General features: G+C 61.4%; 15 protein-coding genes. 10 read left to right on the forward strand and 5 right to left on the reverse strand.

Features of this window, described 5'->3' with window-relative positions:
* The first annotated feature begins 222 nt into the window (after positions 1-222).
* The 7 genes from VQ071_RS23245 to VQ071_RS23275 all read left to right on the forward strand — a co-directional run bounded on the left by VQ071_RS23245 (position 223) and on the right by VQ071_RS23275 (position 7,746).
* A complete protein-coding gene (locus VQ071_RS23245; protein ID WP_340516627.1) occupies positions 223-1,167 on the forward strand; it encodes an ABC transporter permease in 945 nt (314 codons plus the stop codon).
* Between the two features lie 21 nt (positions 1,168-1,188).
* Positions 1,189-2,088: a carbohydrate ABC transporter permease gene (locus VQ071_RS23250; RefSeq protein WP_340516628.1), complete on the forward strand. Its 900-nt coding sequence runs from the start codon at positions 1,189-1,191 to the stop codon at positions 2,086-2,088.
* A gap of 73 nt (positions 2,089-2,161) precedes the next feature.
* On the forward strand, positions 2,162-3,766 hold the full coding sequence (locus tag VQ071_RS23255; RefSeq protein ID WP_340516629.1) for an ABC transporter substrate-binding protein: 1,605 nt from the start codon (positions 2,162-2,164) through the stop codon (positions 3,764-3,766).
* A 90-nt stretch (positions 3,767-3,856) separates the two neighbouring features.
* Positions 3,857-4,912 carry a Gfo/Idh/MocA family protein gene (locus VQ071_RS23260; protein WP_340516630.1) on the forward strand — a complete coding sequence of 352 codons (1,056 nt, stop codon included), beginning with the start codon at positions 3,857-3,859 and terminating at the stop codon, positions 4,910-4,912.
* Between the two features lie 8 nt (positions 4,913-4,920).
* A complete protein-coding gene (locus VQ071_RS23265) occupies positions 4,921-5,682 on the forward strand; it encodes a sugar phosphate isomerase/epimerase family protein (RefSeq protein WP_340516631.1) in 762 nt (253 codons plus the stop codon).
* Positions 5,683-6,114: 432 nt separating this feature from the next.
* Complete coding sequence (locus VQ071_RS23270) at positions 6,115-7,062, forward strand: sugar phosphate isomerase/epimerase family protein (protein ID WP_340516632.1); 948 nt, start codon at positions 6,115-6,117, stop codon at positions 7,060-7,062.
* Positions 7,063-7,233: 171 nt separating this feature from the next.
* On the forward strand, positions 7,234-7,746 hold the full coding sequence (locus tag VQ071_RS23275; RefSeq protein ID WP_340516633.1) for a DinB family protein: 513 nt from the start codon (positions 7,234-7,236) through the stop codon (positions 7,744-7,746).
* Positions 7,747-7,961: 215 nt separating this feature from the next.
* Here VQ071_RS23275 and VQ071_RS23280 read toward each other — a convergent pair whose 3' ends face one another.
* Positions 7,962-8,855, reverse strand: coding sequence for an AraC family transcriptional regulator (locus VQ071_RS23280; RefSeq protein WP_340516634.1), 894 nt, complete (start codon positions 8,853-8,855; stop codon positions 7,962-7,964).
* Positions 8,856-8,975: 120 nt separating this feature from the next.
* Here VQ071_RS23280 and VQ071_RS23285 point away from each other — a divergent pair, with 120 nt between their 5' ends.
* A complete protein-coding gene (locus VQ071_RS23285; RefSeq protein WP_340516635.1) occupies positions 8,976-11,021 on the forward strand; it encodes an alpha-L-rhamnosidase-related protein in 2,046 nt (681 codons plus the stop codon).
* Positions 11,022-11,069: 48 nt separating this feature from the next.
* On the opposite strand, the gene VQ071_RS23290 is transcribed toward VQ071_RS23285, so the two are convergent.
* Genes VQ071_RS23290 through VQ071_RS23305 form a run of 4 tightly spaced genes read right to left on the reverse strand, consistent with a single transcriptional unit; the run spans position 11,070 to position 14,572 of the window.
* Complete coding sequence (locus VQ071_RS23290; RefSeq protein WP_340516636.1) at positions 11,070-11,915, reverse strand: ABC transporter permease subunit; 846 nt, start codon at positions 11,913-11,915, stop codon at positions 11,070-11,072.
* Positions 11,912-12,901: an ABC transporter ATP-binding protein gene (locus VQ071_RS23295; protein WP_340516637.1), complete on the reverse strand. Its 990-nt coding sequence runs from the start codon at positions 12,899-12,901 to the stop codon at positions 11,912-11,914. Before VQ071_RS23295 ends, VQ071_RS23290 begins: the two co-directional genes overlap by 4 nt.
* Entirely contained in the window at positions 12,898-14,046 is a 1,149-nt protein-coding gene (locus VQ071_RS23300) for a hypothetical protein (RefSeq protein WP_340516638.1), read from the reverse strand. The genes VQ071_RS23295 and VQ071_RS23300 overlap by 4 nt, the downstream gene beginning before the upstream one ends.
* The gene (locus VQ071_RS23305) at positions 14,018-14,572 is read right to left on the reverse strand and encodes a sigma-70 family RNA polymerase sigma factor (RefSeq protein ID WP_340516639.1); all 555 of its coding nucleotides are present in this window, start codon (positions 14,570-14,572) and stop codon (positions 14,018-14,020) included. Before VQ071_RS23305 ends, VQ071_RS23300 begins: the two co-directional genes overlap by 29 nt.
* A gap of 167 nt (positions 14,573-14,739) precedes the next feature.
* Here VQ071_RS23305 and VQ071_RS23310 point away from each other — a divergent pair, with 167 nt between their 5' ends.
* Positions 14,740-17,760, forward strand: a complete 3,021-nt coding sequence (locus tag VQ071_RS23310; protein WP_340516640.1) for a DUF4962 domain-containing protein — start codon at positions 14,740-14,742, stop codon at positions 17,758-17,760.
* Between the two features lie 381 nt (positions 17,761-18,141).
* Positions 18,142-18,753 (forward strand): TetR/AcrR family transcriptional regulator, encoded by a 612-nt coding sequence (locus tag VQ071_RS23315; RefSeq protein ID WP_340516641.1) that lies wholly within the window; start codon positions 18,142-18,144, stop codon positions 18,751-18,753.
* Positions 18,754-18,772: the final 19 nt, after the last annotated feature.

Below are 18,772 nucleotides of genomic sequence, written 5' to 3' on the forward strand. Positions count from 1 at the left end.
AGGGATTGATTTCGAGAACTTCTTGGTGTAATATTCGTTTTGAAGAAACGTTTCAATTCTTAGATTTTCAATTTATTGTTCATGCAAGCGTTTTATGTGCAATATTCCCTGCCTTTACTTAAGGTTAGGGATTGATTTTTCCATAAAATCGAAACGTTTCACAAGAAAACGGATGTTTTGTAAGCGCAAACTTGAATCCGATCCAAACGGGAGGTGGGCATCATGCATGTCCTATCACGGCTGAAGCTTCATTGCGGAAATGTACTGCGGGAACTCCTGAAAAACAAAATTTTGTTTCTTATGCTTACGCCCGTCATCTTGTATTTCATTATTTTCCACTATCTCGTGATGCCGGGAGCGTACGTCGCGTTTGTCGATTTCAATATCAGCAAGGGTATCTTCGCAAGTAAATTCGTAGGACTGGCCAATTTTGAGTTTCTCGTCAAAAACGGCGATCTCTGGAATATCACCAAAAATACGCTGCTGTACAATTTCGCCTTCCTCGCGCTCGGCAACGTGATTCAAATTGTGTTCGCGATTATGCTTTATGAGATTTCCAGCTCGTGGTTTAAAAAGGTTTCCCAGTCCGTGCTGCTGCTTCCCCACTTCATTTCCATGGTTATCGTAGGCGTGTTCGCCTACAACATGTTCAATTTTAAAACCGGCTTCATCAATACGATGCTGGTCTCGCTGGGCATGGACCGCTACGAATTTTATTCCGATCCCGGCATCTGGAAGTACATCATCGTGGCATTCAAAATATGGAGCGCGACCGGCTACGGCATGATCGTCTATCTGGCGACGATCGCAGGCATCAACAATGACCTGTACGAAGCGGCTTATATGGACGGGGCCAGCAGATCGCAGCGGATCCGGTATATGACATTGCCGATGCTGAAGCCGACGTTCATCCTGCTCCTGCTGTTCGGACTCGGCGGCATCCTCAAGGGCTCGTTCGACCTGTTCTACAACCTGATCGGCACGAACTCGGTGCTCTATCCGCAGACGGACATCATCGATACGTACGTTTTCCGCAGTCTGGTCGGGCAGTTCAACTTCTCGATGGGCGCGGCGGTAGGATTCTATCAGTCCTTGTTCGGCCTGGTGCTCGTGTTCACGGTTAATCTCATCGTTCGCAAGATCGAACCTGACAGCGCCTTATTCTAATGACAGGGAAGTGAGAAAAAGATGAATGCCAAAACCGTAGGAAAAGAAGACGCGGGCAGTCTGTTCATCAAAGCGATCAGCTATATAAGCATCACTGTCTTCGCCTTGGCTTGCCTGTTCCCGTTCGTGCTGATGATCTCGTCCTCCTTCATGAGAGAGGATGAGATCATTCGAGAAGGCTACAAGCTGATTCCGAACCACTTTTCCGTCAAGGCTTACGAGATGCTGCTCAATAACTCGGACGCTTTATACAAAGCTTACGGCGTCACAATTTTTATTACGGTCGTCGGTACGGTCGCGGGCTTGCTGATGATGTCGATGGCGGGCTTCGTGCTGAATCGCAAGGACTTCAAATATCGCAATTTCTTTTCCTTCCTGATTTACTTTACGACGCTTTTTGCCGGGGGCCTGATTCCAAGCTACATCCTGATGGTCAAATATTTGCATCTCAAGGACAGCCTGTTCGCGATGATATTGCCCGGGGTCGTCGGGGCGTGGTCCATTTTCCTGATGCGGAACTTCATGAAGGCCATTCCCGATTCCTTGTACGAGTCGGCTACGATTGACGGCGCGGGCGATTTTCGGATCTATTGGCAAATCTTTATGCCTTTGGCGATTCCGGCGCTCGCTACGATCGGCCTGTTCTCGGCGCTCGGTTTTTGGAACGAATGGTACAATGGCATGCTCTACATTCAGTCGCCCGCCAAGTATCCGCTCCAATATTTCCTGCAGCGCATGATCAATCAGACGAATATCCAGGCGCTCATTAACCAGGGCGCGGTGATCAATACGGCGGATCTGCCCTCGCAATCCATCAAGATGGCGACGGCGGTGCTGGCGACGGGGCCGATTATTCTGCTGTACCCTTTTGCGCAGCGCTACTTCGTATCCGGGCTCACGATCGGTGCGGTCAAAGGCTAATAAATACCTCCATTCAAGGCGGTATCTATTATAAATTAAAAAGTCATTGCAACTAAAAAAGGGAGGTAATGAAATGAAAGGAAAGAAGATGAAGTATCCGCTCATTTTATCGTCAGTCATGTTGCTCGGCAGTGTGCTGGCAGGCTGTTCGTCGTCGAAGGATGAGAACGCGTCGTCCGGATCGCCGTCTTCGGGATCGGCATCGTCAGGATCGTCGGCAGCGGCGTCCGACAAGACGGCCGGCGGCGTGGACATTTCCAAAGAAGCCAAGCTGGTTTATTATCTCTGGGGTTCGGAAGGCGTCGCCAACAAGGACATTCTGGCGCAGATCAACAAGAAGCTGAAGCAAGATATCAACGCCACCATCGAGGTCAAATATATCGATTGGCCGGATGTTGCCACCAAGTATCCGCTGCTGTTCGCTTCCGGCGAGAAGTTCGACATGTCCCACGCATCGCCAGGCGCACCGGTTTCCTATTTCTCGCTGGCCAATCAGGGAGCGCTCGTAGATATCACGGATATGCTGGACAAGGTCGCGCCCAAGCTGAAGGCGGAGATTCCGGAGCAAACGTGGGCCGGCGCCAAGGTGAACGGCAAAATCTATGGCGTACCTTCCTTATATAGCGAATTCACGCCGACCGGCTTCGCTTACCGTTCCGATCTGCTGAAGAAGTACGGCATGGAGAAGATCGGCAGCATTGCCGACATGGAAAAGTACATGGACAATGTGCTCGCCAACGAATCTTACCCGCCGATCAACGGCAACGCGAACGACGCCTTCAATATGTACAGAATGCTCGTCGATACGACGGATATGTGGATCAACGCGCCGGGCATCTCGCTGACGGAGCTTAATCTCGTGACGAAAAGCCCGGACGATTACAAGCATGTATTCCACCCGGCCTTCACCCAGGAATTCGAGGATTGGGCTGTGAAGATGCGCCAATGGGCGGACAAAGGATACTGGCCGAAGGACATTCTGTCCTCGCAGGTCGACGCGGGCACGAACTTCAGAGCGGCGAACTCGGCGGGCTATCTGACGCATGCGCAGGACTGGATCGGCAAGTACGGCACCGATATGAAAGCGCAGCCGGAATCGGATCCCTACTTCTATACGTTCGCTGAAGCCAACCACAAGATCAAGCGGAAGCTGGGCGTGGAGAACTCTACCGTCATCAGCACGAATTCGGCCAATCCGGAACGGGCGCTCATGGCGATCGAGAAGTTCATGACCGATCCCGAATATTACAATCTGATTCAGTACGGTCTCGAAGGCCGCCAATACGTCATTGAAGACGGCGTGAAGAAGACGCCTGCCGGCTTTGACGACAAGAAAGACGGCGGCGGCTTTGCGGCATGGTCCCTGCGCAACGACAAATACAATCTGCCGATGGACACGGAAAACCCGATTCGCAGCAGCCTGTACGACGAGTGGAACAAAGTCGCCATCAACGATCCGTACATGGGCTTCAGCTTCGATCCGAAAAACGTGACGACGGAGATCGCAGCCATTTCCAACGTCAATCAACAGCTTGGCATGCAGCTCATGCTCGGCAAAACGAGCAAAGATCCGAAGGAAGCGGTGGCCGAATACAGAAAGCAGCTGAAAGCGGCCGGCATCGACAAGGTCGTCGCGGAAGTGGAAAAGCAGCTGGCTAATTTTGAAAAGATCGGCTAACATACAAATTGTAGGATATCGGAAAGGGAGCGATGTTCATAGCAGGCTGCTATGTTCATCGCTCCTTTCTTTAAAAGGAGGGTTTTGAAAGTGAGCGAGGCATCCTATCGAGTCGCCTTTATCGGCTGCGGCAGGCGTGCGCACGAGCATGCGGTCGGCGTACAGGCCGATAACAGGTGCAAGGTCGTCGCATTGTCCGATCTGTCGTCCGAAGCGGCCGGCAGACTGAACGAAGAATATGGATTCGGAGGCAGCATTTACGCGGATCACCGGGAGATGCTGGCGAAGGAGCAGCCGGACGTTGTGATCGTCTGTCTGTGGACGCCGCTGCATTTGCCGGTTTTCCGCGACTGTGCGGAGGCGGGCGTTAAGGCGGTCCTGTGCGAAAAGCCGATGTCGGCCACCTGGGGAGAATGCCTGGAAATGGGGCGAATCGCGGAGGAGACGGGGTGCCAGCTGACTTTCTCTCTTCAACGGCGATTCGCCGCGGGCAATCAGACCGTGCGCCGTCTGATCAAGGAAGGAAAGATCGGAGAAGTCGTCCGGATGGATCTGTATTCGCCCCCGAATCTGCTCGACTGCGGCATCCATACGTTCGATCAGGCGATCAGCTATATGGATGAAGCTTCGGCGAAGTGGGTGCTGGGCGCCGTCGATACGACCGAGATTTATAAATGGTTCAACGTGCCGTCCGAGTGCGGCGCCAGCGGGCAAATTCAATTTGCCAACGGCGTCTTCGCGAACTTCTATTCCGGTGCGGTCGACACTTGGGAACCGACGGAGGATATGAAGAAGACTTGGGCCGGCGTCCGCGTATTCGGTACGGAAGGCTTTATCGAAGTCATGTGGGACGGGCAGATTGTCAGGGGCGTCAACTATGCTGATCCTTCCTGGCAGCCCGCCATGGAATTGAGCTCGATGTCCGACCAGATGAAGGGTTATGTCCGGCATGCGATCGACTGCCTGGAGACGGGCGAACAACCGGAAGTGTCTCATTTGAAAGCGCTTCGCGCCTCGGAAATTATTTTTGCCTTTTATCAATCCGTGCGTCTGCATGCGCGCGTGGAGCTGCCGCTCGTCGGCGTGAGTGACAGTCCGTTTATCGCCATGCTGGAGAACGGCGAATTCGGCCAACAAGGAGCGTGAATCGGATCATGACGAGACCCAAGCTTGGATTAATCGGTATTGTAAACGAGGAAGCGAAGGCGGACTACTGGGGCACCATGCAGCGCGTAGCGGAGATCGGCTACGAGGGAATCGAAGGCGGGGGCGAGCTGCTCAAGGGCGATGTCAAAGCCAACCTGGCGCGATTCCACGAATTGGGGCTCCAGGTTGCGACGCACAGCGTGAACAAGGAGCAGCTGCGCGACCCGGCAGCGCTCGATCAAGTCATCCAAGAAGCTCACGCGCTGCAAACGAAGGACGTCACGTTCTGGTGGGATGTCGTGGACACGCGCGAGCAACTGCTGGCCGATGCCGAATTGTACGAAGCGGCCGGCGCCCGTTTTCGGGCCGAAGGCTTAAGATTCTGCTATCATAACCATGCGCACGAGTTTGAGCGGACGTTCAACGGCCTCTATTCGCTGGATATTTTGGCGGAGCATACGGATCCTCAGCATGTATACTTCCGGCTGGATGTCGCCTGGATCACGCTCGGCGGCGCCGATCCGGCGCATATTCTGCGCAAGATGGCGGGCCGCGTACCGGCGATCCATCTGAAGGACGTCTACGGCCGAGAGGCCGGTCAATGGACGGCGGTCGGTACGGGCATCGTGAAGATTCAGGAGTCGATCGAAGCGGCCACAGAGATCGGCGTCGAATGGATGACGGTCGAGCAGGACCAGCTCCGCAATCTGACGGGCCTCGAGACGGCGACGGTCAGCTATTTGAACTTGAAGGAAAAGGGCTTGCTGTAATCCGAGGGGCGCTGAATGAATGGGAGATCGCGAAGTCGGTAATGACTTGTGCGGTCTCTTTTTCATACATTATCGCTATGAGTTGAGCATGGAAGGAATGGAACTAAAGACGATAGAATTGCATTCGTCCTGGCATGTAAATTGCATTTATAAATAAGTTCAGTTCGAGCAAGCATCCTTTCTGGTCGTCGAGTTTCCCGGCGCTAATTATGGTGTCGAGAAGCCTATTTTCCACTATACTAGAAAAGCGTTATTAAATTTAGGGATGGATGCTAGAATATGGCTATCAAGTTTATGAAAAACCTTCAAGAAATCATAAATGGCTATATTAGCAAGCTGACCGGAGAAGTCGAGGACACATACAATCTGTAGATAATTATTCGGACATGCCCTGCGTGGGCAGTCGCGCGATAAAGGAGAGCGGAGAAGCAAATGACCCGACAAACTTATGAGATCAAAAACGAGAAAATCCGCGAGGCGTTCGAGGCGCTGAAAAAGAACGAGCCGAAGCGGTTCGAGCGGCGGCTCGCCCTGTCGTGGAGCAATTGGGGCTTCGGCATGGAGACGCTGACGGACACGGCCAAGCGGCTGCAGCAGGCAGACATCGGCTTCATCGAGCTGCACGGCAATCACTATGGGCCCGACCTCGGCTACCGCAAGCAAGAGACGCTCGATATTCTGGGCGCCCATGGCATCAAGGTCGCCGGCATCTGCGGCATGTTCTCCGCGGACAACGACCTGTCGAGCAACCGCGCCTTCCAGCGCCAGGCCGCCGTCGACTACCTGAAGCGCGAGATCGAGTTCACCGCATCGGTCGGCGGCTCGTATATTCTCGTCGTGCCGGGCGCGGTCGGCCGGCCGACCAAGTACGACGAGATGGAGCTCGCGCGCAGCGCCGAGACGCTCCGGCTCGTCGCGGACATGTTCGTCTCGCACGGCGTGAAGGCGGCCATCGAGCCGATCCGCTCCGCGGAGACGAGCTATGTACACACGATCGCGGACGCCCAGGCTTATATTCAGGCCGTGAATCATCCGGGCGTGCAGCATATCAACGCCGACGTCTACCACATGCAATCCGAGGAGTCGCATATCGGCGAGGCGCTGCTCGCGGCCGGCGACCGGCTAATCAATCTGCATATGGCCGACAGCAACCGAGGCGCGCTCGGCGACGGCTCGCTCGATCTGGATACGGTCATCATGGCGCTGTACGTGCTCGGCTTCAATCGCGACGGACATTACGTGACCCCGGAGCCGCTCGGTCCGGGCGGCGATCCGTACCCGGCCATGTACGGCAAACCGGACAAGGCGCTGCTGGACCGCATGGTTATGCAGACGGCGACGTACTTCCGCGAGCGGGAGGAAGCGCTGCTCGGGCGTTAACCGGACGGCGCAAGCCGGTGTCGGGAGCGTTCGCGGTGGAGCCGGTCATGTTCATATAAGGCGTCACCAGAGCGGTTCGACCGTAGCGGTGGAGCGGGCGCGAGTTTGTCCTGCGTCGCGCGCGATGCTATGCTTAAGGCATATCTACTCGACAGAGGAGCGATGACAAGCATGTACCAATCGATCGAACAAATCGTGAATGACTGGAACCAGGAAGCCGCACTGACGCTTAAGGTGCTCGAAGCGCTGACCGACGCATCGCTGAAGCAGGCCGTGTCCGACACCAGGCCCAAGACGCTGGGCGATCTGGGCTGGCATGTAGCCGGCGCGCCTGTCGGCATCCTCAGTGGAGCCGGGCTTCGGATCGCAGCGGGCCCGGACTTCAAGTCGCCCGTTCCCGCGAGCGCGGCGGAGATCGCAGACGCTTACCGCAGCATGAGCGCGGCCGTCGCCGACGCCATCAAGACGCAATGGACGGATGCGCATTTGTCCGAGAGCCTGCTCCTGTTCGGCTCCATGAACATGACCTATGGGGACGTGCTCACGATGGTCGTTCGCCATCAGATTCATCACCGCGGACAGATGACGATTCTCATGCGGCAGGCGGGCGTGGTCCCTCCGGGGGTGTACGGCCCGAACGAAGAAGAAGGCGAAGCCATCAGAGCCGCACGCAGCCCAAAATAATGCAGATGAAACGGAGACCTCGGCGGAGGCTCCGTTTTTTTTACGTCGTTCGCGTCCCGAAGCGGCGCCGTATTATCGCCAGGCCGAGAGCCGTCCTCCGGTTGCGTCCGTCCGCTGTATTCACGCCAATCGCCGATCGGCCCGGGCGTGGCGGGCAGGAAATAACGATACAGCTATAAACGGCAAGCGCGCTGCCGCCTCCAGCCGGCGCGTCGTCAGCGCCTGCGCCGATATTCGCTTGGACGCATGCCCATTAGGTCGTGGAACACCTTGCGGAAGTATGCCTGATCCCGGTAGCCTGCCATGCCGGCAATGGCGGATATTTTGTCGTCCGTCTCCAGCAACAGCCTGCAGGCGTATTCGATCCGTCTTAGCTGTACGTAGTCGGTGAATCGCAGCCCGGCATGCTTCCGGAACAGCCGGATGAAGTGGCGCGGGCTCATGCCGGCTTGAGCGGCAAGACCTTCGACGGCAAGCGGCTCGCCGACGTGATGATCGATATAGGACAAGATCGCCGACATGCCCGTACGCTCCGTATCGTCATGTCTTGCCGCTTCATCGTTATCGGCACGGTCCTCTGCAAGCCGTGTCAGATGAACGGCGATCTGCATGAGCCCCGCCAACATGCTTGCCTCGTAGCCCGACCGCTGTTCGATATATTCCCGGTGCAGCCGGTCGAAGCGCCGTCCCAGCCGCATATCCCGATCCGTCAGCGAGACATAAGTGCCGGGAGCGCCGTCGAAAATCGAAAAGGCTGCGCCGCCGCGGCCATACGCGTCCAGCCAATCCCGGATCGTGTTCACAAATTCCGGACGCACGCACAGGTTGTACACGATCAGCTTGCGCCCGGATGCCGCGTCGCTCGGGCGCAGCATATGAGAAGTGCCGACCGGCAAGACGTACAAGCTCCCTTTGGCGACCCGCTCGATGCAGTCCCCGATATAATGGTAGCCGTCTCCGGACATGACATAGACGACCTCCAGGTAGGCATGCGTATGCTCCCTGAGCGCGAAGCCTTCCTCCCAGCGATTGATGAACAGCGGGAACGTCCCCTGAAAATGCTCCGACAGCTCCGAACGATGGACGGGCGCTTTCGGGGCTTTTGGCATCCTTGCGCCAGCGAGACAATCGAGGTCATTTTTGTCCATCCTGCCTGTCACAACTCCCCGCCTATTCCGAGTGAGGCTTATTATACAATGGTGCTCGAATAGAGGGAAGGAGCGATGACGATGACACAGCGTCAGACGGGACGGCGGGCGACCTGGATCTGGTATCCCGGGGACTTCGAGATTCGGCTGCACGAGAAAACGTCGACGAAACGCAGGGCGCGCGGGGTGCCGTATCCCGCTTTTTGGCGGCTGGACCGGCATTATTCCAATATCAAGTTCCGTTATACGTACGAGCTGCCCAGCGAGGAACGGATCGAGATCGCGGCCGAAGGCGTCTTTTCACTCTATCTCGACGGCAAGGACAACGAACGCTGCGACGCATCCGTCGTCACCCTGCCGGCGGGCAGGCATGAGATCAGCGTCAGCGTGTTCAACGATGTCGAAGCGCCGGCGCTGTTCATCGAAGGACCGAATATCCGGACGGATGCGGACTGGGAAGCGACCTCCTATCAGCACGACTGGGTGCCCGCAGGCTGCTGGACGTTCGACTTGCCGTCCGATCCGCCGTCCGCTTTTCGGCTGGCGGTCACGCCGCAGGCGCCGGTGTCCGAGGAAGCGGTCCACGACCATCCGCTGCTCGACTTCGGCCGCGAGACATTCGGTTATTTGCGGTTCCACCATCTCGAAGGCGCGGGCCGAGTGCGCATCTATTACGGCGAATCGAGAGCGGAGGCGCTGTCGCCGGACGCTTGCTACAGCCTGGACCGGTTCGAAGCGGGCGCGGCGGCTCGGCAGGCCGAAGACGGCATCTATACGCTTGCGGATGCGAAGGCATTCCGCTATGCATGGATTCATGCCGATCCGGGCGTCCGCTGGGATCGCGTATCCATGCTGTACGAATACGTGCCGGCAACCAATCGCGGCGCGTTCGCATGCTCCGATCCGAAGCTCGGCGAGATTTACGAGACGAGCCTCTATACGCTGCATCTGAATACGAGGGAGTTTTTTCTCGACGGCATCAAGCGGGACCGGTGGGTGTGGTCGGGCGACGCCTATCAGGCGTTTCTGATGAACTACTACAGCTTCTTCGATCTGGACGTGACGCGGCGGACGCTGATCGCGCTGCGCGGCAAGGACCCGCTGGTCATGCACTTCAACACCATTCTGGATTATTCGCTGTACTGGTTCGTGTCGCTGTACGACTACTACCTCTATACCGGAGATGTCGCGTTCGTCCGGCAGTATTACGACCGCGCGGTGTCTCTGATGGACTTCTGCCTGGCGCAGCGCAATGCGGAGGGGCTGATCGAGGGCAGGCCGCAGGATTGGGTGTTCATCGATTGGGCGGACCTGGAAAATGACGGCGCGGTCAGCACGATCCAGATTATTGCGGCGCGGAGTCTGGAGGCGATGAGCGCGTTCGCCGCGGCGATGGAAGACGAAGTGGCATCCGCGGCATACGGGGCGCTCGCCGAGGATATCAAGGAGAGGACGCTGCGACTGTTCTGGGACGACGAGGCAGGCGGACTGCTGCATCGCCGCGTGAACGGCGTCACGCAGCCTGCGCTGACGAAGCATGCCAGCATGTTCGCGATGGGCTTCGGCTATCTGAATCCCGACCGGCAGGCACGCGTGATCCGGGACGTCATGCTCGGCAGCGGCGTGCCCCGGATTCGGACGCCGTACATGCGGTTCCACGAGCTGGCGGCGCTCTGCGAGAGCGGTCAGCACGAACGCGTGCTGGAGGAGGTTCGCGCCTACTGGGGCGGCATGCTCGACCTCGGCGCGACGACGTTCTGGGAGGCGTTCGACCCGACCTTGGCGGATGGCGCCCACTACGACATGTACGGCATCCCCTTCGGCAAGAGCCTGTGCCACGCATGGGGGGCGGGTCCGATCTACCTGTTCGGCAAATACTTCCTGGGCGTCAGGCCGCTGTCCCCCGGCTGCGCTTCGTTTGTCGTCGAGCCGCATCTGGGCGGGCTGGACTGGATGAAGGGCGCCGTCCCGCTCTCCGGAGGCGAAGTCGAGGTCGACATGGACGCGTCGCGCATCCGGGTCAGGGCGACGGGCGGGCAGGGCGTGCTGAGATACGGGCTGGACGGGGAGACGATCGAGCTTGCGATTCCGTCCGACGGCAGCTGGATTGAAGCGGGTCTGCGATAGCGCGCGCCAGGCGCCGAGGCGCTGCCCGTCTCCACCAGAGCCTCGGCGCTACAGATCCTTCCGGCTGAACGCGCGGCACCCGAGCCAGAGCAGCAACGCCATATAGCCCGCAGTATATACGAGGAAAGCGTTGGAGGGCACGCTCGGCACGGAAAAGGGTCCCATATAAAGCTGCGTCAAGCCGACCAGGTCCGATCCCCCGAGCAGCTCGAACAGGCTCCTCCGGTAGATCGAGTCCGTGGGCACGAGCAGCCCGATCAGCAGGACGAACTTCTCGATCAGGGGCGGGGTCTGCCCCTCGCTCGATACGCCTTCGACCAGCCCGCTGAAAAGGGCGATCCCGTACAGCAGCGCCCCGCAGATGCCGGTCCCCAGCATCGGCAGGTAGACGGAGCAGAGCATGGTCAAGGTAAGGAGGAGGAGCGGCATCCAGACAAACAGGAGGAATCCCCGCAGCAGGTCCTCCGGCAGGATGGGAAGTCCGGAAATACTGTGGATCGTCCATACGATAGCGCTAAACAAGGCTGCGCTGTACAAGGCGATCCATACGGCATGGCCCAGCCATTTGGCCAGATAGAGCTTCCAGCGAGGGAGAGGTCGGGCCGCGACGGCCAGCAGCAAGCCGTTCTCCTGTTCGCCCGTGACGATGCCCATCGTCGAGAAGAGCACGAAGAAGGCGGCCAGAAACTGCGCGAACAGCAGGCCGAGCACCATCAGCAGCATGCTGTTCTTGAGCCGTTCGACGGGAGCTTCGGGCTGCTGTCCGGTCATGCCGGCCAGCTCCCGCACCCCGACGATGAACAGTACCAGGAAGACGCAGGTCAGAATCAGCGTGACCAGGAACACGCGCTTGCGGGTCAGCTCCTTGAAGGTGGCGGAGATGTACATGGTCATGGCCGGTCGCCTCCTTGACGGGTGTGGGCCATCCGGAGGAACCAATCCTCCAGGCTGTTCGGCGCGGGGCCGGATTCGTAGAGCGTCAGGCCGCTCCCGATGAACAGCGCGCACAAATAGCCGGCCTGCTCCCGGTCGATGAGGGCTGCGGTCAGGAGAGCGTCGCCGCGCTCGTCGGCTTCGAGCAGGCGCAGCCGGGCGGCGAGCGTGCCGCCCGCCGCTTCCTGCAGATTCGCCCATGACTCGGGGAGCCAGCCGCCGAGGCGGAAGCGCCAGTTGACGCCGCCGCTCCTGCCGTCGCCGGCGCCGCCGAGCAGCTCGTGCAGCGGACCCGACGCCAGCAGCTCGCCTTCGTAGAGAAATGCGACCTGGTCGCACAGCTCCTGGACATCCTCCAGCAGATGGGTGTTGAGGAACACCGTCACGCCCTGGCCGCGGAGCCGCTTGAGCAGATTGCGGATCTCGTGGCGTCCGACCGGGTCCAGCGCCGACGCCGGTTCGTCCAGAATGATCAGCTCGGGGTCCAAGAGCAGGGCTGCAGCCAGACCGAGCCGCTGCTGCATCCCCTTGGAGAAGCCGCCGACCCGGCGGTCAGCGGCTTCGGCCAGGCCGACCAGCTCCAGCATGTCCCGCACGCGGCTGCGAAAGGCGGGACCTCTCGTCTCCCGCGGCCGCATCCCGCCGAGCTGGCCGTGGAACCGGAGCACCTCGGCCGGCGTCAGCCAATCCTGATAGCGGAACAGCTCGGGCAAATACCCGAGCTTGCGCCGCGCCTCCGGCCGGCCGAGGGGCAGCCCGAGCAGGGCGGCCCGCCCGGCGTCGGGGCGGTGGAGGCCGGCGAGCATCTTGACGAAGGTGCTCTTGCCGGCGCCGTTGGGGCCCAGCAGGCCGAAGATGCAGCCCTCGGGCACCGTCAGGGTGATGCCGCGGCAGCCGCCGCGGCCGTTGAACGTCTTGGTCAGCTCCGTCGTATCGATCATCGTCATGGCCGGATCAGCGCCTCGGCGGCCCGCTTGAAGTCGGCTTCGGCCGGGAAGTCTGCGGTAGCGCCGCTCAGCAGGCTCATCCGGTCCCCGGAGAGCCAGAGCACGAAGCGTCTGCTGTCGCCGGTCGTCATGACCGCATCATGCCCGTTCAGCCGGAGGCTGACGGTCGCGCCGTCCCGCGCGGGCACCGGCAGCGTACTCTGCCAGTCGCCGATGGCGGCGAGCTTGGTCCGCAGGCTGTCCGGCAGCACGGGCAGCCCCAATACCGCTTCGCGGACGGCCGCCGCGTCGATGCCGCCCTCCACTGTCAGCTCGGGCTTGCCGAATTGGAGCAGCCGCACCGGCTTGCCTCCCAGGCTGCCCTCCGTGGAGACGCCCCCCGGGATGTGCAGCCGGATCGCTTGGCCGTCCGCTGCAGCAGGCAGTGTGGTGCCGCTGCCCAAGCGGACGAGCAGCCGGTTGACCGCCTTCACGTTGAGGCGGAAGGTAAGCGTGACCGCGGGCTGGTAGACGGGAGCGGCGGCATCGTCCGGCCGGAGCAGGGAGGCGCCCATCCGCTGCCCGGCTTCCGCCCAGGACACGGTGCGTTCCTCGCCGCCGCCTGATTGGGTCAAGCTGCCGTATTGGGCCAGGTCGAAGCGCTGGTCGCCGTCGGGCGAGCCTCGCTCCAGCAGGCCGGAGATCTTCGCCATATCGTCAGCCGTGATGCCGACGCCGACCACGTGCTGGACGCGGAAGGATTGGAGCATGGCCGACATCGCCCGGTCCCCCAGCGGAGTGGCGAGCAGGCCGACGGTCATGGAGACAGCGGCCAGACCTGCGGTCAGCCGCCGCAGCCTGCGCCTGGCCGGCCGCTCCGTCCGCCAGACGCGGCCGCCCGTCCCGCCAGTGCCGGCCGCGCCTGCATGTACCGCCGCCCCGGCGGCCGGGGCTTCTTGCATTGCCTGATGTTTCATCTGATCTCCGCCTTCCTTTTCGTCAAGATTCGGGATTCCTGCGGGCTGTGCCGCGATCTCCGGTTCAGCCGCGCGCAGGCCGTCGTGCGCCTGACGCCAGAATGCCGGCACCGGCTCCCCGGCCGCGAGCCGTTCGAACCGCGCCCAAGCCCGGTCCGTATCAACGTCCGGCTTCGTTTTTTGCGCCATCACGCCGCTCCTCCTCCTGCCCGTATTTTTTCCTGAGCCGTTCCTCGGCCCGGGCCAGCAGCGTCCCGACGATCTTGGGATTGACCTCCAGCCGCCGGGCGATCTCCTCGTAGCTGTAGCCTTCCTCCCGGAGCAGCAGGGCGGTCCGGTCCCGGTCCGAGAGCTTCTGCAGCACTCCGCGGACGACGTCGATCTCCCACTCGCGAATGACCTCCGCCTCTCCCGAAGGCACCGCATTCTCCTGGCTGATCGCCACGCGCGCGCTCTCCTTTTCCAATAAAGTCCTGCCCGAGGACCGTTGTCTCAAGTAGTCGTAGGCCAGGCGGGTCAGCACCCGGTGCAGCCAGGCGCCGACGGCCTCCAGCCGGTCCGGAGGGCTCCGGTACAGCCGCAGGAATACCTCCTGGGCCAGATCCTCCGCGGCCGCATGATCGCCGATCAATGCATGGAGCTTGCCCGCCACGCCGGGATAATGCTCCCGGAACAAGCGCTGGAACAGCTCGGGTATTCGCTCGCCTTCTTCCATGCCGCCGCCTTCCCCCTCTCGCTGATAAGACGGATGCCGCGCCGATTTTGTAGCACCCTCCCGGCAAATGGTGTCCATCGTGCATAAATCTGCAGATTGTTGAATTGTGGATTCCGATGCCGGCGTTTACGATGGGGCTGGACGACGGATCAGGAAAGGATTATGTCATGGAAAACGCAAACAGGCAATCAAGCTCCGCAGCGCAGCGGCAGCCGTCTCCGGAGCGGGACGGGCAGACGGCCGGCGGCTGGCCCGCCGAGCTGATGGCGAACGCCAATCTTCCGTTCCGCCCGGCAGATGCGCTGGTCACGACGCAGAACCCGCCCGACTTCAGCTGGCCTTTCGTGCCCGGCGCGGACCGGTACCGGCTGGAGCTAACGCGGGACGCCTTCATGGACGGCGATGCAACCTCAGCCGCAGAACCGTCAGCCGCAGAACCGGCGCTCAACTTCTATAACTTTCCCTTAATTTTAAATGAAGGAACCTGGTATTGGCGCGTGCGGTTCCATAAGCCGGAGGCGGGATGGTCCGAGTGGAGTGAGGTGCGGACATTCCGGATCGCGGAGGGGAGCGTGCCGTTTCCCGTGCCGCCGATCGACGAGATGCTCGCGCGCATGGAGACCGCTCACCCGCGGGTGTGGACCAACCCGGGACAGCTCGCCGCCTTCCGCGAACGGCGCCGGCACGGCATCGCGAAGTCGGTGTTCGAGCGCGTCATGGCATCGGTGCTGTCGCGGCTCGACGAGCCGCTGCCGCCGGACCCGACCTTTCCGTACATGGACCGGTCGATCTCCAGCGTATCGCCGGAATGGGTCAAGGCGCTGCAGGACCTGCGCAAGTATGCCGATACGGCGCTCGACCATTTGCTCCAATCGGCCTTCGTCTATCTGATCACGGGCGACCGCGCGATCGGCGAGCATGCCAAGGCCCATCTGCTGAACTTCGCCTCCTGGGATCCGGAAGCGGCCACCCGGTTCGACATCAACGACCAGGTGCACCGCGCCGTCGCCTACCGCTCGGCGATCGCCTACGACTGGCTGTACGATCTGCTCTCGTCCGAGGAGCGGCAGGCCGTGCAGAATATGGTGCGGACGCGCATCGCCGTGCTGATCGAGCATTATCTGGATCGCCAGCCGATCTATCAGTACCCGTTCGACTCGCACGGCTGGACGATCGCGGGCTATATCGGGCTGATGGGCACGATCATGCTGCACGACATCCCCGAGGCCGAAGGCTGGGTGCGCCGCGCCGTGCCCGCCTTCGTCAATCTGCTGCCGCCGTGGGGCGGGGAGGACGGCTCCTGGTCGCAGGGCACCGGCTACTGGCAGTGGTCGTCCGGCTCCAACAAGGAGCTGATGGACGTGCTGCTGAGCGCGGGTGCGATCGATCTGTACGCCAAGGCGTTCTCGCGGCACGAGGGGCTGTACCCGGTCTACATGTTCCCGCACGGCAGCCCCACCGGCGTATTCGGCAACGATAGCCACTACACGCCGGATTGGCCCAGCATCGGCCTGTTGAACCGGCTGGCCCAGATGTACGGCGATCCGCGCCTGCAATGGGCGTCCCGGGCGATCGGCGACAAGCCGGCCCCGGGCCTGCAGGATTACTTCTACGGCGACGAAAGGATCGCGCCGCGGCCGCCGGTCGATCTGCCGCACGCCAAGTGGTTCGAGACGACCGGCCTCGTCGCCATGCACAGCGATCTGACCGATCCAGAGCGGCTCTCGCTCTACTTCAAGTCGAGCCCGTACGGCAGCTACAGCCACAGCCAGGCCGACCAGAACGGCTACATGATTCATGCCTTCGGCGAAGCGCTCGCGATCAAGAGCGGTTACTACGATTACTATAACAGCGTCCATCACCGGGGATTCACCAAGCGGACCTACTCGGCCAACGCGATCACGTTCGACGGGCGGCAGGGACAGCCGATCGATGACTTCGACGCCAAGGGCCGGATCGTCGGCTTCGCGTCCCATCCCGCCTTCGACGCGGCGACTGGCGACGCGGCGGCGGCCTATCGGGGCGGCGAGCTGTCCCGCGCGCTGCGGCATATCGTCTATATGAAGCCGTCCGTCTTCGTCGTCATCGACGATCTGGCCGCGTCCGGTCCGGAGGGTCTCTCCTTCGAGTGGAATCTCCACGCCGACGAGCGGCTGACGCTCGATCGTGACGGTGCAGGCGCGACGATCGAGAAGGGGAAGGCCGGGCTGCAGGTTCGCCTGCACGGCCCGGATGCGCGCCGCTGCACGGCGGCGATCGAGACCCGGTTCCTCGATCCCGCAGGGGAGGCGGCGACGCCGGTCGCTTGGGCCGCCGGCCAGTCGCAGGTGCATGCGGTATTCGCCACGCCGAGGACGGACGCCGCGCTGCTGGTCGCGACGCTGGCGCCCTACAGGCTGGACGGCGGCGCGTCGGAAGCGGCCGTCGCGTCGAGCGAGCACGACGGCTATATCCGGCTGGCGTTCGAAGGGGGCGCCGTGCTCTACGTGCGGACGAAGCCGTCCGGCACGGTTGATACGGGCGCGGCCGACAGCGGCACGGGCGGGTACCGCTTCGACGGCGCGGCGCTGGCCGTCTCGGGCGGCTCGCTGCTGCTCGTGCACGGCACGCGGGCCGAGCGGGACGGCGTCGTCGTCTGCGAGAGCGATGCGCCCGCGACGGTCGCCTGGGGCGACGGCCGGCTGTCCGTGTCGGCGGGCCGCGAGAGCGATATGTGCGTGGCGGCGCCGGAGGGCGTCCGCCTGCGCGATCTTGGCAGCGGCCGCGAGCTGCCCGCGGGCGGCGATCCGGCGGCGCGCGTGCGCAGCCACGGCGTGCACTGGACGGCGGTGTCGCCGCCAGGCCGTCTGACGCTGCGGCTGGAGCAGGGCCAGCACGCCTTCCGGCTGGACGAGGCGCCGCTGCCGGGGCCGCTCCCGCCCGCGTCGCTGCCGACCGAGATCGACGGCGCGGTCGGCGAGACTGCGCTCGAATGCTGGCGCGATCTCGACGGCGCCCCCGTCGCCTGGGGGCTGCTGGCGCTCGAGCCCGGCGAATACGAGGTGCTCGAGGCGCCTGCGGGCTTCCTGTTCGTGCGGCACGGCCGGCCCCGCCGCGCGGCGCTCGGCCCGCACGAGCCGGTGCTGCTGCGGGGCGAGCCGGACATGCTGCGGCTGCGGCGGATCGGGGCTGCGGCAGCTCCGCAATAAAGCCAGCCAAGCCGGCGAATCGCGGCGGTCCGCCTACGCCAAGGCTGCGGCCGGCAGCCCCCGCATTTGCGCCCCGGAAGGGTGCGCCGGTGTCCATCCTGCCTTGTAGAGGCTCCCGCGAGGGAGCCTTTTCAATTGGCAAGAAAGCAGCACGCGACTTCCCCCTACGCAGCGCGACCCTGCACGTTTGCAGGATGATCTTCAGTCAATATTGTTGTCCGCGCCCGTTGTTCGACCAAAGGCGAAGCCGTTCACTTTTTGTTCACATTCGTTGCCCAATGTGTATCATTGCACGATGAGTAAAGTTGCACATTGGGCAACAATAATGTAGCCTAATTCTTATGACGCCACAACGGTATTGGAAATGAGGTGCATGAAACGATGATGATGAAACAAAGCTTGCGCGATATCAAGCGGGAGGCGACAGCATCCGCACTGGCGGAGGCTGCGTTCGCGCTGGCGCGGGAGCGGGGGCTGGGCGGCTTCGTCGTCGAGGATGTCGTGCAGCGGGCCGGCTATTCCAGGCGAACGTTCGCCAACCATTATGCATGCAAGGAAGAAGCGGTCGCGATGGCGGCGCTGACCTTCGGCGATGTCGACGAGGCCGAGGTGCTGAACATACCGCCGAGCACGGCCCCGCTGGACGCGCTGTACCGCTGGATGCGCATGCAGTTCACGGCGGGCTTGCTGTGGAAGATGCGCGAGCTCATGTCGCTGGCCAAGGAGCATCCGACGCTGGAGCCTTATATGCTGAGCGTGCTGCACAGACTGCAGACGGGGGCGCAGGAGGCTTTGAGCGAGCTGTTCAAGGACCGTTATCCGGAAGGATACTATCACATTCTCATCGGCGCGGTGTTCGGGGCGGTCGTCCCGATCCTCGACGGCAGCCTGCCCGTGTCGCTCCCGGGCCATGCGGCGGCGGAGGCCTCGGAGGCGACGCCCTTTGATCAATATTTGGATACGGTATTCGGTTATTTGCGCCACGGATTCTAACGCGAGCTGAACCTACATG

The sequence above is a fragment of the Cohnella sp. 56 genome (genome assembly GCF_037963805.1).
Classification (GTDB): Bacteria; Bacillota; Bacilli; order Paenibacillales; family Paenibacillaceae; genus Cohnella.